We start from the raw sequence: 15,802 nt of genomic DNA, 5'->3' as shown, positions 1-15,802 counted from the left end.
ATTTTGATCAGGTCAGGTCTTTGTAGCTGATTTCGCGGGCATCCGCGCCCGGGCCGGTCTTTTCCCGGCGCACGATCAGGCGGTTCAGCGCATGGATATAGGCTTTGGCCGAAGCCACGACAGTATCCGTGTTCGCCGACTGACCCGTGGCGATCATGCCATCTTCTTCCAGCCTGACCGAAACCGTGGCCTGCGCATCGGTGCCTTCGGTCACCGCATGAACCTGATACAGCTGCAAACGGGCCGTGTTGGGGTAAATCGCACGGATCGCCTTGAAGGTTGCGTCTACCGGCCCGTCACCGTGTTCAGTTGCGATGACGTCCTTGCCGTCGACTTCCAGCTCGACCGTCGATTCCGCCTGGCCGCCGGTGCCGCAGGTGACTTTCATCGACACCAATTGCAGATAGTCGTCCGCCTCGTCCAACGTCATCAGCGCAATGAGATCGTCGTCGAACACTTCTTTCTTGCGATCCGCCAGATCCTTGAACCGCACGAAGATGTCTTTGAGTTGATTGTCGCCAACTTCAAAACCCAGCGTTTCCAGTTTGTCGCGCAGAGCCGCGCGGCCCGAGTGCTTGCCCAGAGGCAGGGACGTGCCCGACAGGCCGATATCCTCGGGGCGCATGATCTCGAAATTGTCGCGGTTCTTGAGCATGCCGTCCTGATGGATGCCGCTTTCGTGGGCAAACGCGTTCTTGCCGACGATGGCCTTGTTGAACTGCACGTTGAAGCCCGACACCGTGGCGACCCGGCGAGAGATATGCATGATCTTGGTCGTGTCGATCCCGGTGTGGAAGGGTATGATGTCATTGCGCGTGCGCATTGCCATCACGACCTCTTCCAGGGCGGTGTTGCCGGCGCGTTCGCCCAGGCCGTTGATGGTGCATTCGATCTGGCGTGCGCCACCGATGACCGCCGCCAGCGAGTTCGCTGTCGCCATGCCGAGGTCGTTGTGACAATGGGTGGCAAAGATCACCTCATCTGCGCCCGGAACCGTTTCGATCAGGCGTTTGATCAGGTCAGCGGATTCCAGAGGCGCAGTATATCCCACGGTGTCGGGGATATTGATGGTGGTTGCCCCGGCCTTGATCGCGATTTCGATGACGCGGCACAGGTAATCCCATTCGGTCCGGGTTGCATCCATCGGCGACCACTGCACGTTTTCGCACAGGTTGCGCGCGTGGCTGACCGTTTCGTGGATTTTGTCAGCCATCTCGTCCTGTGTCAGGTTCGGAATGGCGCGGTGCAGTGGAGAGGTGCCGATGAAGGTGTGAATGCGGTTCTGTTCCGCGTGTTTGACCGCCTCCCAGCAGCGATCGATATCGGCGAAATTGGCGCGGGCCAGACCGCAGATGCGGCTGTTTTTGGATCGTTGCGCGATCTCGGTTACCGCTTTGAAGTCACCTTCGGATGCGATCGGAAAACCGGCTTCGATGATGTCGACGCCCATGTCATCCAACAGTTCGGCAATCTCGAGCTTTTCGTCATGGGTCATGGTCGCGCCGGGGCTCTGCTCGCCGTCGCGCAAAGTGGTATCGAAGATCAAGACGCGGTCTTGGTCGGTCACGTTGGTCATGGGAATCTCTTTCTTGTCTGTCCTAAAGCCTGTTGGCGCGCTGGCGTCCTCCTCTGAGCGGGCGCGCCGGATGGCACGCTCAGAGGCGGATTAGGATCAGTAGGCCACGCAGAACCGCGCCGCGAGGGGCGGCTTTGGCAAAAGGGATATCTGCGCAGTTGATCATGGGTCTGAGGTTATACAGACGCCGCCGGGAATGAAAAGAACCAATTTTCGACAAGTTGCGGTGCAGGGGGTTGGAAATTCCCGTCCCTTGATTGATCCGTCCATGCCGCTAGCTGGTCACAGATGGATACTGCTTTGATCATTGGTGCGTCCGGCGGGATTGGTGCGGCCGTACGCGAGCAATTGGAGGCACAGGGCGTTGCGGTGACGTGCCTCTCGCGCTCTGTCGAGGGGTTCGATCTGATGGAGCCAGATCAAGCGAGCCGGATGCTTGATCGCTTATCGGGCCCGTTCGATCTTGTTCTTGTCGCTTCCGGGGCGCTGGAAATTTCAGGCAATGCGCCCGAAAAGACCATTCGATCTGTTTCGGCAAGGGCAATGATGGACCAGTTTGCTCTGAATGCCGTAGGTCCGGCGTTGGTGCTAAGCCGGGCCCATCAGTTGTTGCCGCGACAGCGGCGTTCGGTATTTGCTGTATTGTCCGCGCGGGTCGGGTCCATTGGCGACAATCGGATGGGCGGCTGGATCAGCTACCGCGCGGCCAAGGCCGCGGTCAATCAAATCGTCCATACTTCGGCAATTGAATTGGCCCGGACCCATAAACAGGCGATATGTGTTGCGCTGCATCCCGGCACGGTCAAGACAGAGTTTACTCGGAAATATCTGGGACGGCACCCTGCCGTTGAACCCGGTGAAGCCGCGCGCAACCTGATGTCCGTGATCGGCGGGTTGCGCCCGGCGGATACCGGTGGGTTCTTTGACTGGGCCGGAAAACCTGTTCCCTGGTGAGCGATCATTCGCCAGACGGATCTGGTTGTGCCACCTCTGAATCCGGGTCTGTCTGCTGTGCCGGAGCGTCTGCGCCGCCCTGCTGGTCCGGGGTTTGATTTGGCAAAACACCGTTTTCCCAGATACCAGTTTCTTCTTGCCCGTTGGCATAGCGCATGGTTCCGCTGCCCTGCCTCTTGTTGTCGACAAAGTTGCCCTCATAGACGTCGCCGTTCGAATAGGTCGCTATGCCTTCACCGTTGATTTTGCCTTCGGACCAGTCGCCGACATACTTGAACCCGGCAGGGGTCACGATTTCTCCTTTGCCGTGACGCTTTCCGTTCACGAAGTCCCCGGTGTAGACCGTGCCGTCAGAGTAGGTCGCCTTGCCTTTTCCCTGACGGACCCCGTTGACCCAGTCTCCGTCATAGATCGAACCGTCCGCGCGGGTCATCACACCCTTGCCGTGGCTTTGCGCGTTTTTGAACTGGCCCCTGTAGATCATGCCGGTGGCATAGGTCGCCGTACCCTGACCTTCGATAACGCCAGCGATCCACTCACCCTCGTAAGTGGAGCCGTCGGGATAGGTGATGCGGCCGTTTCCTTCCGCCAGATCGGCCACGAAATCGCCCACGTAAACCGAACCGTCGGGATAGGTCAGCTCACCCAGGCCTTCTATCTGACCCTGGTTCCAGTCGCCGGTGTACACAAATCCATCGGTTCCGGTGAACGTGCCCTTGCCATGGCGGCGATCATCGACAAAGTCGCCCTCATAGACGTCCCCTGACGCGTGAGTTACTTTGCCTTTGCCCTGACGGCGCCCCTGCACAAGCTCGCCTTCATACACATCACCATTGGCATAGGTCAGGCGACCAGTTCCGGTGATCTGGTCCTGCGTCCATTCGCCTTCGTACACCATTCCGTCAGGCATCGTCTGGGTGCCTGTGCCATCGCGCAAGCCGGCGTTGACATCGCCTTCGTAAACGCTGCCATCGGCATAGGTGATCGTGGCCTTACCTTGCCGCTGACCGTCCACCCAGTCGCCATCGTAGACATATCCGTCGGGAAAGGTCAGTTTGCCCTTGCCGTGCCGTTGCGCGTTCCTGAACTCACCCTCATAGCGCGAGCCATTGGCAAATTCAGCGATGCCCGTGCCGTTAATGGATCCGTTGGACCATTCACCGTCATAGCTGCTGCCATTGGCGTAAACGATCTTGCCGCGCCCGTACGGCTGACCTTTGACGAACGCGCCTTCATAAACCGATCCATCCGGGTACTTGGTGATGCCCTGGCCCTGAATTTCGCCTTCCACCCACTGGCCGGTGTATTCGAACCCGTTGGGCAGCCGATACGTACCCGTCCCGTGGCGCAGGCCATTCTCATAAGTGCCCTCGTAGACGCCGCCCACTTCGTCATCCTTGACGATAATCGTGCCGTCCTGCGCAACAGCGGTCGCAGCTGCCAGGCTCATGGCCACAGCCCCAATTGAGTTTCGGATCACGTTCATTTTGGTCCTGCCTGCCGGATCATCGTTGGTTGCATCCCTGGGCGCAAAACTAGGACACCGTCGAGGGCAGGGCAACGGGTTTTGCCGCATTGGCCTTTTACTCGCGCGGTGATCTGCTAAATGGCAGTAGGACTGACGAGGCAAGAGGGCAGCATGGCCGACCGTTTCCGCATCACTCTGGCGCAACTGAACCCGACCGTAGGGGATATCGACGGCAATGCGGCCAAGGTCGTTGCCGCGTGGGAACAGGGCAAAGCGGCGGGCGCCGATCTGGTGGCGTTCCCCGAGATGTTCATCACCGGATACAACACGCAGGATCTGGTGCTGAAGCCGGTGTTTCATCGCGCGGCCATGGATGCGGTCGAGACTCTGGCCGGAAAATGCGCCGATGGACCCGCGATTGCCCTGGGTGGTCCGTGGGTCGATGATGGCAAGTTGTACAATGCCTATCTGATCCTGAAGGGGGGGCGGATCACCAGCAAGGTTCTGAAGCACCACTTGCCGAATGAGACTGTTTTCGACGAAGTGCGCCTGTATGATGCGGGTCCTCTGGGTGGTCCTTATTCGGTTGGCAACTTCCGGATCGGCAGCCCCATCTGCGAGGATGGCTGGCACCCGGATGTGGCGGAAACCCTTGAGGAAACCGGGGCCGAGTTTCTGCTGATCCCCAATGGGTCGCCCTATTTCCGGAACAAATACGATGTACGTCTGAACCATATGGTCGCGCGCGTGGTCGAAACGGGCCTGCCGCTGATCTACCTGAACATGGTCGGCGGGCAGGACGATCAGGTCTTTGACGGTGCCAGCTTCGGTCTCAACCCGGGCGGGGAGCTGGCCTTCCGGATGCAGGTATTCGACGAAGTGGTTGCGCAGGTGGATCTTGAGCGTGGCGACGATGGCTGGCGCATTGTGCCGACAGAAATCGTGCCCCAGCCGGATGTGTGGGAGCAGGATTATCGCGCGATGGTGCAGTCCCTGCGGGACTATATGTGCAAGACCGGTTTCAAAAAAGCAGTTCTGGGACTGTCCGGAGGGATCGATTCCGCGTTGGTGGCGACCATCGCGGTGGATGCCATCGGGGCCGACAATGTTCGCTGCGTGATGTTGCCGTCGGAATATACCAGCCAAGCGTCATTGGACGATGCCGAGGCCGTCGCCAAGGCGCTGGGTGTGCACTATGACCATGTGCCGATTTCGGAAAGCCGGGCTGCCGTCACCAACACGCTCGCTCCGCTATTTGCGGGGTTGGACGAAGGCTTGACCGAGGAGAACATTCAGTCGCGCCTGCGCGGGCTTTTGCTGATGGCAATCTCGAACAAATTCGGCGAAATGCTGTTGACCACCGGCAACAAGTCCGAGGTCGCGGTGGGCTATGCCACGATCTATGGTGATATGAATGGCGGCTACAACCCGATCAAGGATCTGTACAAGACCCGCGTGTTCGAAACCTGCCGCTGGCGCAACGCCAACCATCGAGACTGGATGATGGGGCCTGACGGAGAGGTCATTCGCCCGTCCGTCATCGACAAACCCCCCAGCGCCGAGCTGCGCGAAGATCAGAAGGACAGTGACAGTCTGCCGGACTATCCCATACTGGACGCGATACTTGACATTCTGGTCGATCAGGATGGCTCCATCGCGGATTGCGTCGCCGCCGGATTAGACGAGGCGGACGCGCGAAAGGTCGAGCACCTGATCTATATCAGCGAGTACAAACGGTTCCAGTCCGCTCCGGGCACACGCTTGAGCAAGCGGGCATTCTGGCTGGACCGGCGGTACCCGATCGTAAATCGCTGGCGTGATCGTCACTGAAATCGAAGCCAAACCCATCAGATCGGAAACAGTGGAGTTTTCGCGCTGCGCATTGTCCCCTGATCGAGGAGCAAAGCCCGTGCGCCGGGGCGAAAAAGGCCATCCCTGGCTTGCTTGGGTGACATTTTTCTGACACATTTTTGCTTGGAAGTTGCCCAATGTGGGGCGGATGCGACGCATTGTTGTTGATGGCGAGGGCCAGCCGTGGTGATCGCGGCGTATCCGGGGTTGGATGTCTGAGTGAATGGTTTGGTGTTGAAATGTACGAGAATGTTGAAAGATCGCTTCATGCGCCTTTGAAATGGCGCACAATGGAATCTTTGCCGCAAGTTTTCGATGAAGAAAAGCTGGATGCGGCAATTGCCGATCTGTTGAATGAGCAGCGGCAGTCGGAAGATCAGAAAGCGGCCATGTTGCGGCCAGAGTTTCCGCAATTGCTTCCACAGGAAGACGTATCCGCGCAAGCGGCGCTGAAGGAAAACCGGTTGTCCGCGATCTTGCGTCAGAAATGGGCGGAACTGTCCGGCGCAGCGTAACCTTTGGCCCCGCGCTATTAACCTCAGGCGTCTGGGTCACAGAAGCCGAAAATCGTATGTTGCGGTGGCAGTTTGTATTGCCCATGCTTTGTCTTTTGGTCTCCATAGCGGTCCAAGTGACAGAGTAAGGCTTATTGATGACCGCGCCCAAACCGACTCCTGTAGAACCTGATCTTGCCCTGCCCAAAACCGTGGATGTCGTGGTCATCGGCGGCGGAATCATCGGCGTTTCAACCGCATTGGAACTGGCAGAGCGGGGCGCTTCGGTTCTTTTGTGCGAAAAAGGGCAGATTGCAGCCGAACAAAGTTCTCGCAATTGGGGTTGGGTCCGTCTTGGGATGCGGGACCCAAGAGAGATACCCCTGATGCAGGAATCGTCGCGCATCTGGCAGACGCTCGATGACCGGCTGGACCGCAAGACAGGTTACACCCGATCCGGTATCCTTTTTGGCGCATCCGGCAAGCGGGATGCCGGCAACATGGAACGTTGGCTGCACCATGTCGAAGGATTGCAGACCGGCGCGCGGATGGTTTCGGGCGGTGAGTTGGCAGACCTTTTGCACGGCAACCAATCGGGCTTTGAATCCGCTTTGTACATGCCGCAGGACGGTCGTGCCGAACCTCAATGGACAGCCCCCGCCATTGCCGAAGCTGCGCGGGCTCGGGGCGCGGTGATCATGACGAATTGCGCCGTGCGCAGTTTGGACATTCAGGCTGGACGTATCGCCGGTGTTTTCACCGAGCGCGGCAAAGTTGCCAGCGGCCGCGTCGTTCTGGCCGGGGGTGCGTGGTCGCGCCTGTTTGCAGGAAATGCTGGGATCGAGCTGCCGCAGTTGAAGGTTCTGAATACGGTCCTGCGCACATCCCCTATCGCAGAGGGGCCCGAGGCGGCGTTGTGGTCGGATGACTTTGCGATCCGAAAACGGGCAGATGGCGGGTACACTATTGCGTCCGGTCATGAGAATACCGTGGACATCGTGCCGGACAGTTTTCGATTGGCGATTCAGTTCCTGCCGGCTTTTGTGCAGGAGTGGAAATCTCTGCGCTTTCGCCTGTCCAAACGCTGGACGATCGAAGCACAACAGAACCGAAGATGGCTGCCAACCGATGTGACACCATTCGAACAGTGCCGGATCCTGGACCCTGAGCCGTCTCAAAAAACGTTGCGACGCGCCTGGGCCAGTGCATGCAAGGGATACCCCGCTGTGCAAACAGGCGAGATCGTACAAAGCTGGGCAGGTATGATCGATGTGACGCCGGATGCCATTCCCGTCATCTCGGGCGTGGATGATCTGCCGGGAATGTACATTGCCACGGGGTTTTCGGGCCATGGTTTCGGAAACGGGCCCGGGGCGGGGCGGCTGATGGCCGATCTGGTTGCCGAAACAACGCCTTGCGTGGACCCGGCCGCCTTTCGCTTGTCGCGGTTCAGTGACGGTTCAAAAGTGCGGCCGGATCCGGGGTACTGAACGCTCAGCCCATCATCTGGTAGCTGACCGGGACAAAGCGAAAGCCTTCTCCACGGGTCTCAACATACCCGGCGCCGGGGAATGGCATGTGATAGCCGACCATAGGTACCTTGTCGGCAGCCAGCATGCCAAGAACATCGCGGCGTGCGGCAGTGGCTGCGGCCTTGTCCATGTCAAACCGGACTTCCCATTCGGGATGGGCGAAAGACCAGACATAGTGGTTGGCCAAATCCGCCGTCAGCACCAGACGTTGCCCGTTACTTTCCAGATGGTAGACCGTGTGGCCCGGTGTGTGGCCATAAGCGGCCACTGCGGTAATGCCCGAGGCAACCTCGCCCCCGTCTTCGACAAAGGTCATTTTCTCGGCCAGCGGTGTGACTTTTTCAGCGACCAGATCGCCCACGCGATTGCCTGCGTCCTGCGCAGCCCAGAAATCATACTCCGGAGACGCCGTCACGTAGCGCGCATTGGCGAAGGTGGGCGCGCCTTCGGTCGTCATGCCGCCGATATGGTCAGGGTGCATATGCGTTATCACGACCACATCGATCTGATCCGGGGTCACACCCGCATCTGCCAGCGCGGCCTGTATGCCACCTTGCCCCAGACCGGTATCAAACAGAACCAGCTCTGATCCTGTGTTGACCAGTGAGGGGGTAAAGAAAAACTGTGCGACGTCTGCCGGAATGAAGTTTTCAGCCGAAACCTTGGCAAATTCATCGTCCGTCGCTCCGCCCCCAAAAATCTCTTTGGCTCCGTCGCGTGGAAAGCTGCCATCCAGCAGGGTCGTGACCGTGAAGTCGCCAATATGAAATGACCTTGCGATGGTCGAGTTTGCTTTGGTTTCCGGGCTGGCGGCCAGAACCGGTGCGGCCGCAGCAGCAAACGGCAAGGCAGCGGCACTTCCCAAAGCGGCGCGGCGTGTAAGTTTTATTGTCATCTTCGTTCTCCCTGTCAGGACATCAATGTTGCAGTTAGGGCGTCGAGAGTTTCTTGCCAGTTTATACGCCATTCAGATGGGGTGCATGGATGAATAATACGTGTTAATTTTTGTTCATGGCGCGATCAGACAATAAGACAGTTCCGACAGATCAAAGCGTCGAGAATTTCCTGAAAACGGTTCAACCGGCGCGCCGTGCTGAAGACGCGCACCAGCTTGACAAGTTGTTTCGCGCCACCACCGGGTTTAAACCGGTCATGTGGGGCCCGTCGATCGTCGGGTATGGCCGCTACCATTATCGCTACAAAACGGGTCGTGAAGGGGACTTTCTGGCAACCGGTTTTTCGCCGCGCAAATCAGCTTTGGTGATTTACACCATGCCGGGTTACGCAGATTTTGCGGATCTCATGGCCAGATTGGGAAAGCACAAGCTGGGCAAGTCCTGTCTTTACGTCAACAAACTGGCGGATATCGACACGGGTGTTTTGCGCGAACTCATTCGCGCCGGACTGGACGACCTCGACAGGGTGTGGCCGGTGAAACCTTTCTGAATCACCTGATGGATCAAGCGGCGGCTGGACAAAATCGCGCCTTTGTGACAAGAGCCGCGCCAACAGGAGACACCCATGACAACCACCCGTTTCGCCCCGTCGCCCACCGGTTACATCCATGTGGGCAACCTGCGCACCGCCCTGATGAACTATCTGATCGCCCGCAAGGCAGGCGGCACTTTCATCTTGCGTATCGACGACACTGATCCTGAGCGGTCGAAAGAAGAATATGTCGACGCCATCAAGCAGGATATGGAGTGGCTGGGCCTGCATTGGGACCGGATTGAACGTCAGTCCGAGCGTCTGGACCGCTATGCCGAGGCCGCCGACAAGCTGCGCGAGATGGGCCGGTTTTATGAAGCTTTCGAGACGCCCACCGAGCTGGACCTGAAGCGCAAGAAGCAACTGAACATGGGCAAGCCTCCGGTCTATGATCGCGCCGCGCTGAACCTGTCGGATGCCGAGAAAGAGGCCCTGCGCACTGAGCGCGGCAACGGCGTCTGGCGCTTCAAGCTGGATCATGAACGGATCGAATGGACCGATGGCATCTTGGGTGACATCTCGATCGATGCGGCGTCCGTTTCGGACCCGGTGCTGATCCGTGGCGATGGTCAGGTTCTTTATACGATCGCGTCGGTGGTGGATGACACCGAGATGGGCGTCACGGATGTAGTGCGCGGCTCGGACCATGTGACCAACACGGCGACGCAAATACAGATCATCAAGGCGCTGGGGGGCACCTGCCCGCGCTTTGCCCACCATTCGCTGCTGACCGGCCCGCAGGGTGAGGCGCTGTCGAAACGTCTGGGCACGCTGGCGTTGCGCGATCTGCGCGAGCAGGGTGTGCAGCCTATGGCGCTGCTGAGCCTGATGGCACGTCTGGGCTCGTCTGACCCGGTTGAGCTGCGCTCGGAAATGGCCGAACTGATCGAAGGGTTCGATGTGAACCGGTTTGGCGCCGCGCCGACCAAGTTCGATGTGCAGGACCTGTTCCCGCTGACTGCCAGGTATTTGCAATCGCTGTCGCTGTCCGATGTGGCCAGTGCCGTTGCGGATGCCGGTGTTCCCGATGAATTGGCAGAACCTTTCTGGGCAATGGCCCGAGAAAACATCACCACCCTGGCCGATCTCAAGGGCTGGTGGGAGCTGTGTCGTGACGGGGCCGATCCCCTGATCGCCGATGAAGATCGGGAATTCATTACCCAGGCGGTGGCTTTGCTGCCCGAAGGCCCGTTCGATGGTGACACGTGGGGCACCTGGACCAAAGCCGTGAAAGAGGCAACCGGTCGCAAGGGCAAAGGCCTGTTCATGCCACTGCGCAAAGCGTTGACCGGCATGGAGCGCGGCCCGGAAATGGCTGCGCTGATGCCGTTGCTACAGGTGATCCGCGCGCGCGGCTAACGTGGTGGCACACCAATTTTCTGGGCCACGTCATCGGCGTGGCCCTTTTTGTTACGCCGGCTGTACGAACCGAACCGACAAACTTGTCAGGCGGTCATCGACAAAATCACGTTCGACAGGTTTGAGTTGCTGGTGGCGTGGGTAACGCGGTTCGGCGCGATCATTCAGGATCGGGGCGTCCCAGCCTGTTGTCGTCTCAAAGAATCGATCCGCGCCGTCCTCGCCGAATGCCCGCAAGTAACCCTGCACGACAACATCGATATAGCTGAGCAGCAACGGGTGGTGAGTGCTGGGCTGGCTGTGCCGATCCTGCGGGACGGCGTAGACAGCTATTTCGACGTCTTGCGTCAGGGGATGTGAAACCGACTGCGTTGCAGGAATCCGGTCATACGCCCATTCCCGTTCATCCAGCGCGGCCCAGTCATTATTGGGAACATGCGCAATCATGCCTTCGATCTCTGACTTCGGGTCGGGCACGGCAGTCAGAAACGCCACGGGTCGCAGATCGGTGTGCCGCCAGGCCCGCCGCCAACCCTTCAGTCGCGCGGGGCGCGGATCGGGGAAATCATGCGTCGCGAGGTTCACGAGGCTGCCATAGCCAAAGAAATAGGGGTCGGCCATCCAAGAAGTGTCCTTTGGGTCGATTGATGTATGTCAAACCGCTTTTTTCCCGGACATGCAATAAGGTTGCATCTTGAATTTAGGGAGGCCCTCATGCGGATTACCAAAAGGACGAATATCGCTGTGCGCCTGTTGATGTATTGCGCAGCTCACCCGGACAGGCTGGTCACGAAATCCGAAATCGCCGAAGTGTGCAACATTTCGGAAAACCATCTGGCGCAGGTGATCAATCAGCTGAGCCAGCTGAACTATCTGAGCACACAGCGCGGTCGTAACGGTGGCATGTCACTGGCGCGCCCCGCGGATCAGATACGCATCGGTGCGGTGTTCCGGCATGTTGAAGGGGCTTTGCCCATTGCCGAGTGTTTCGCCGACGCGGACAACACGTGCCCGCTCACGGATGCCTGCCGGCTGAGGCTTGCGCTTCAGGACGCGGCAGAGGTGTTCTATGCGTCCCTCGACGATGTTACCCTGGATGCGCTGGTATGTGACAATGATCCGCTGCTGAGGCTCTTGCAGCCCGTGGCCTGCGTGCGCTGATTTCAATCGCTCGCGCGCAATATGCGCGCCGGACGCACCGAAAGTGGACGCAGGGCAAATGCCAGCCCAGCACATAACGTGACGCCTATCCCGGCCAGAACGATGCCGAAGGCCGATGACCAGATGACCGTGAACTCTGTGTCGAAGATGTAGGTGGCAACGGCCCAGCCGCCCAGGATACCAACGAACAGCGCGACGCAACCCGCGGCGGCCCCAAGCAGAACAGATCGCAGGCCAAAGCTGCGCAGGATATGGCCGCGGTCTGCACCCAGTGTCCTGAGGATTGCTGCTTCGTACCTGCGGGCAGGTTCGCCCGCCGCCGCTGCGCCGATCAGAACCAGAAATCCGGTCAGCAGCGATACTCCTGCACCGTACGAGGTCGCTGCGGCGATGCCTGCCAGCAGGCCCGAGACGCGATCAATGGCGTCGCGCACCCGGATGGCCGTGATATTGGGGAACTGGCCTGCAAGATCCCGCAGGATGGCTGCCTCGGCCTGTTCGTCGGCATAGACCGTCGCGATAAAGCTGTGCGGCGCACCCGCCAGCGCAGAGGGGTTCATCGACATGACAAAGCCCATTCCCGCGGTAGAGAAATCCACCTCGCGCAGGGACGTCAGCTCTGCCGTGATGTCACGCCCCAGGATATTGACGGTCAGTTGGTCGCCCAGGTTCAGGCTCATCTCTTCGGCTTCTTCTGCGGCAAAGCTGACCTGCGGTGCACCTGCGTAATCTTCGGCCCACCACTCCCCTGCGGTCAGGCGTGCGTTCGGCGGCGGTTGAACCGAATAGGTCACGCCGCGATCCCCTTCCAGAACCCAGTGATCTCCGGCCACGTCCCGAGCGGGCCGGCCATTGATCTGCGTGATGATCCCGCGCAACATCGGCGCGCTTTCAATGCGGCTGACCGCGGGGTCGCTTTGCAGGCGCTCGGTGAAGCCGGGCATTTGATCTTTCTGGATGTCTACAAAGAAGTACGACGGCGCCACATCCGGCAGGTTGCCCGAAATGGCGTTGCGCAGGGTGCCGTCGATCTGCCCGACCGCTGCCAGCACCGACAGGCCCAGCCCCAGTGACAGAACCACAGACCCTGCGCCCTCGCGTGGGTCCGAGATGGCCGACAACGCCCATCTGACGGTGGGCCGCCCGCGGGCCAACGAAGCCCCAGCCCGGGCCAGTTTGCGAATGGCATAAGCGGCGAGGGCCAACAGCGCCAGTGCACCGACAAGCCCGCCACCGGTCCAGACAGTAAGCCGCGTCGAGCCGCTGAACCATGACGCCAGGGCGATCAGCAACAACAGCCCGACACCCGTTGCCACGACGTAAATCAGACGCGGAAAGGGGCGGGCCGAGCTCAACGCGTCGCGAAACAACGTCGCGGCGCGCACATCCTCGGTGCGGGCCAGAGGCCAGAGGGTGAACAGGAACGCTGTGAGCAGACCGTATATTGCTGCCTCGATCAGCGGCTGTGGATACAGGGAAAACACTGCGGGAACCGGCAATTGGCTTTCTAGCAGCGGGGCCAGAACAAGCGGCGCCAACCCACCCAGCGTCAGGCCAATCACAATCCCGAAGACGGACAGAACGCCAATTTGAATCATGTAGGTTTGAAAAATGGTGGCGCGATCGGCCCCCAAGGTGCGCAGCGTCGCAACGGTTTCCGTCTTCTGCGTCAGATAAGCACGCACGGCGGCAGACACGCCGATGCCGCCGACGGCAAGCCCCGACAGCCCGACAAGGACAAGAAAGGCACTCAGGCGATTGACAAACTCGGATATCCCGGGGGCACCGTTGCGCGCGTCCGTCCAACGCATCCCGGTGCCTTCGAATGCCGCATCAGCCTTTGCGGATACATCCGAAAGATCTGCGTTCCGGGGCAGGATCATCCTGTACTTGGTCGAAAACAGTGTTCCGGGTTCCAGCAGACCGGACGCCTGCAACGCCTCGGTTCGTACCAGAGTACGCGGCCCAAGACCAAACCCATCCGCCGCACTGTCGGGCTCGTCCAGCAAGGCAGCCGTCAGGATGAACTCTTGCGTCCCAAGTGAAAACCGATCACCGACGGACACCCCAAGCCGGTCCATCAGCACAGGTTCCATCACCGCCCCGGGCAAGCCGGAACTGCCGTTCAGGGCGTCTTCCAGCGGGATCTCGGGTTCCAGCCGTACCGAGCCGACAAGTGGGTACGCGGCGTCGACCGACTTGACCTGAGTCAGCGCTCGTTCCGGACCTGTCGCGCCGGGCACGACGGCCATCGAGCGGAAATCGACAATCTCGGAAACGCCCGCGGACGTCTGTTGCATCCACGCGCGTTCGGCCGGGTCGGCAAATCGATAGGTGAACTCAAGCTCGGCATCGCCCCCCAGCAGCGAGGCTCCTTCCTGAGCCAGTCCCGTCTGGATGGCTGTACGGACCGAACCGACGGCCGCGATGGCCGCGACCCCCAACGCCAAACAGGCCAGAAAGATCCGAAAACCACTCAGGCCTCCGCGTAGCTCGCGGCGGGCGAGCCGCCCGGCCATCCGCAGGCTCATTCAGCGGCCTCCTGCCGGGTCTCTTCGGCGATCCTGCCGTCACGCAACCGAACGACCCGATCACATCTTTCGGCCAATGAATGGCTGTGTGTCACCAAAACCAGGGTTGCGTCGTATTTCCGACGCAGACCAAACAGCAGATCAACAATTGCGGCCCCGTTGGTTTCGTCCAGGTTCCCGGTCGGTTCATCAGCCAACAGGATTTTGGGGCGCGGCGCAGATGCTCGTGCCAGGGCAACACGCTGTTGTTCTCCGCCCGACAGTTGCGCCGGGTAGTGGTCGCGACGGTGCGACAGGCCCACGGCGTCCAGCTCTTGCTCGGCCCGGTCGAACGCATCCTTGTGCCCCGCCAGTTCCAGTGGGGTTGCTACGTTTTCAAGCGCCGTCATTGTCGGGATCAGGTGAAAGTTCTGAAACACCACCCCCATACTGTCGCGCCGAAACCGGGCCAGTGCGTCCTCATCCATGTCGGTCAGGTCCTGACCCAGCGCCACGATTTGACCACGCGTGGCCTGTTCCAACCCGCCCATCAACATCAGCAGCGAAGACTTGCCCGAGCCCGAAGGCCCGATAAGCCCCAGCGTCTCGCCCTTGTTCACGGTCAACGTAATGTCATGCAGAATATCGACCCGCCCGGCATTGCCATCCAGTGACAAAGCGGCATTTTGGAGGGCGAGAACAGCAGTCGTCATGGGTCTACCCGAAAAAGGAGCGGTCTTTTGGGATATGGAGCGATCACCACGTTGCGCAAGGCTTTGATGGCAGGCCTTTTCACGTGGTGCGGTTTTGCGGCCACAGCCGAACAAGTGGTGATTGCGGCTTTGGGAGACTCGCTGACTCAGGGCTATGGGCTGGTGGAGGAGAACGGGTTTGTTCCGCAGCTTGACCGTTGGCTGCACGCGCAGGGGGCGGATGTCAGGGTAATCAACGCCGGGGTTTCGGGCGATACCACGGCGGGCGGGGCCGCGCGCGTGGATTGGACCCTGACCCCGGATGTGGACGGGATGATCGTGGCCTTGGGTGGGAACGATCTGTTGCGGGGGATCGATCCGGCCGTCTCAAAGGCCAATCTGCGCAAGATCCTGGACGTGGCGCGGGGCGCGAATGTACCGGTTCTGCTGATCGGCATGCAGGCGCCGGGCAACTACGGGGCCGATTACAAGCAAGCTTTCGACGGGATGTACCCAGACCTGGCGAAAGAGTTCGACGTCCTCTTCACCGCCAGTTTCTTTGAAGGTCTTGCGGCAGAGGGCGACCCCGGTGCGGTATCGCAGTTCATGCAGTCGGACGGAATACATCCAAACGCGGATGGGGTGGCAAAGATCGTTGAATCACTGGGGCCGTCCGTTCTGAAGCTTGTTGATCAGGCGGGTCAAGCGGAATAGGCG

Annotated in this window: 14 protein-coding genes; 8 read left to right on the top strand and 6 right to left on the bottom strand. The window is 59.9% G+C overall.

The genetic code is table 11. The features are described 5' to 3' along the window. Positions 1 to 7: 7 nt before the first annotated feature. Positions 8 to 1,576, bottom strand: a complete 1,569-nt coding sequence (locus tag ACR3E6_RS02800; protein WP_480485720.1) for a 2-isopropylmalate synthase — start codon at positions 1,574 to 1,576, stop codon at positions 8 to 10. A 288-nt stretch (positions 1,577 to 1,864) separates the two neighbouring features. Between ACR3E6_RS02800 and ACR3E6_RS02795 the strand changes: the two genes are divergently transcribed. Continuing rightward, positions 1,865 to 2,530: an SDR family NAD(P)-dependent oxidoreductase gene (locus ACR3E6_RS02795; RefSeq protein ID WP_171634821.1), complete on the top strand. Its 666-nt coding sequence runs from the start codon at positions 1,865 to 1,867 to the stop codon at positions 2,528 to 2,530. Between the two features lie 4 nt (positions 2,531 to 2,534). On the opposite strand, the gene ACR3E6_RS02790 is transcribed toward ACR3E6_RS02795, so the two are convergent. After that, positions 2,535 to 4,016 (bottom strand): MORN repeat-containing protein, encoded by a 1,482-nt coding sequence (locus ACR3E6_RS02790; protein ID WP_480485718.1) that lies wholly within the window; start codon positions 4,014 to 4,016, stop codon positions 2,535 to 2,537. 153 nt (positions 4,017 to 4,169) lie between these two features. On the opposite strand from ACR3E6_RS02790, the gene ACR3E6_RS02785 reads away from it, so the two are divergent. The 3 genes from ACR3E6_RS02785 to ACR3E6_RS02775 all read left to right on the top strand — a co-directional run bounded on the left by ACR3E6_RS02785 (position 4,170) and on the right by ACR3E6_RS02775 (position 7,833). Further along, positions 4,170 to 5,828 (top strand): NAD+ synthase, encoded by a 1,659-nt coding sequence (locus ACR3E6_RS02785; RefSeq protein WP_480485717.1) that lies wholly within the window; start codon positions 4,170 to 4,172, stop codon positions 5,826 to 5,828. A 311-nt stretch (positions 5,829 to 6,139) separates the two neighbouring features. Next, positions 6,140 to 6,364, top strand: a complete 225-nt coding sequence (locus ACR3E6_RS02780; protein ID WP_480485715.1) for a hypothetical protein — start codon at positions 6,140 to 6,142, stop codon at positions 6,362 to 6,364. Between the two features lie 137 nt (positions 6,365 to 6,501). Next, a complete protein-coding gene (locus ACR3E6_RS02775) occupies positions 6,502 to 7,833 on the top strand; it encodes an NAD(P)/FAD-dependent oxidoreductase (RefSeq protein ID WP_480485713.1) in 1,332 nt (443 codons plus the stop codon). Positions 7,834 to 7,837: 4 nt separating this feature from the next. Here the strand turns inward: ACR3E6_RS02775 and ACR3E6_RS02770 are convergent, their stop codons facing one another. Further along, positions 7,838 to 8,770: an MBL fold metallo-hydrolase gene (locus ACR3E6_RS02770; RefSeq protein ID WP_171724236.1), complete on the bottom strand. Its 933-nt coding sequence runs from the start codon at positions 8,768 to 8,770 to the stop codon at positions 7,838 to 7,840. Between the two features lie 116 nt (positions 8,771 to 8,886). Between ACR3E6_RS02770 and ACR3E6_RS02765 the strand changes: the two genes are divergently transcribed. Both ACR3E6_RS02765 and gltX read left to right on the top strand, forming a co-directional pair. Then, positions 8,887 to 9,321: a DUF1801 domain-containing protein gene (locus tag ACR3E6_RS02765; protein WP_210093303.1), complete on the top strand. Its 435-nt coding sequence runs from the start codon at positions 8,887 to 8,889 to the stop codon at positions 9,319 to 9,321. A 75-nt stretch (positions 9,322 to 9,396) separates the two neighbouring features. Beyond that, entirely contained in the window at positions 9,397 to 10,722 is a 1,326-nt protein-coding gene (gene gltX, locus ACR3E6_RS02760; RefSeq protein WP_480485711.1) for a glutamate--tRNA ligase, read from the top strand. Positions 10,723 to 10,773: 51 nt separating this feature from the next. Here the strand turns inward: gltX and ACR3E6_RS02755 are convergent, their stop codons facing one another. Continuing rightward, entirely contained in the window at positions 10,774 to 11,343 is a 570-nt protein-coding gene (locus ACR3E6_RS02755; protein WP_480485709.1) for a gamma-glutamylcyclotransferase family protein, read from the bottom strand. A gap of 93 nt (positions 11,344 to 11,436) precedes the next feature. On the opposite strand from ACR3E6_RS02755, the gene ACR3E6_RS02750 reads away from it, so the two are divergent. Further along, positions 11,437 to 11,883 (top strand): RrF2 family transcriptional regulator, encoded by a 447-nt coding sequence (locus ACR3E6_RS02750; protein WP_170346430.1) that lies wholly within the window; start codon positions 11,437 to 11,439, stop codon positions 11,881 to 11,883. Between the two features lie 2 nt (positions 11,884 to 11,885). Here ACR3E6_RS02750 and ACR3E6_RS02745 read toward each other — a convergent pair whose 3' ends face one another. After that, the gene (locus ACR3E6_RS02745) at positions 11,886 to 14,414 is read right to left on the bottom strand and encodes an ABC transporter permease (RefSeq protein ID WP_480485706.1); all 2,529 of its coding nucleotides are present in this window, start codon (positions 14,412 to 14,414) and stop codon (positions 11,886 to 11,888) included. Further along, the gene (locus tag ACR3E6_RS02740) at positions 14,411 to 15,106 is read right to left on the bottom strand and encodes an ABC transporter ATP-binding protein (protein WP_170346432.1); all 696 of its coding nucleotides are present in this window, start codon (positions 15,104 to 15,106) and stop codon (positions 14,411 to 14,413) included. Before ACR3E6_RS02740 ends, ACR3E6_RS02745 begins: the two co-directional genes overlap by 4 nt. A gap of 66 nt (positions 15,107 to 15,172) precedes the next feature. Between ACR3E6_RS02740 and ACR3E6_RS02735 the strand changes: the two genes are divergently transcribed. Continuing rightward, entirely contained in the window at positions 15,173 to 15,799 is a 627-nt protein-coding gene (locus ACR3E6_RS02735) for an arylesterase (RefSeq protein WP_480488078.1), read from the top strand. The last annotated feature ends 3 nt before the right edge of the window (positions 15,800 to 15,802 follow it).

This window comes from Ruegeria sp. AL3 (genome assembly GCF_056536065.1).
The sequence above is the reverse complement of the archived record's forward strand: the minus strand, read 5'-3'. Positions and strand labels throughout refer to the sequence as shown.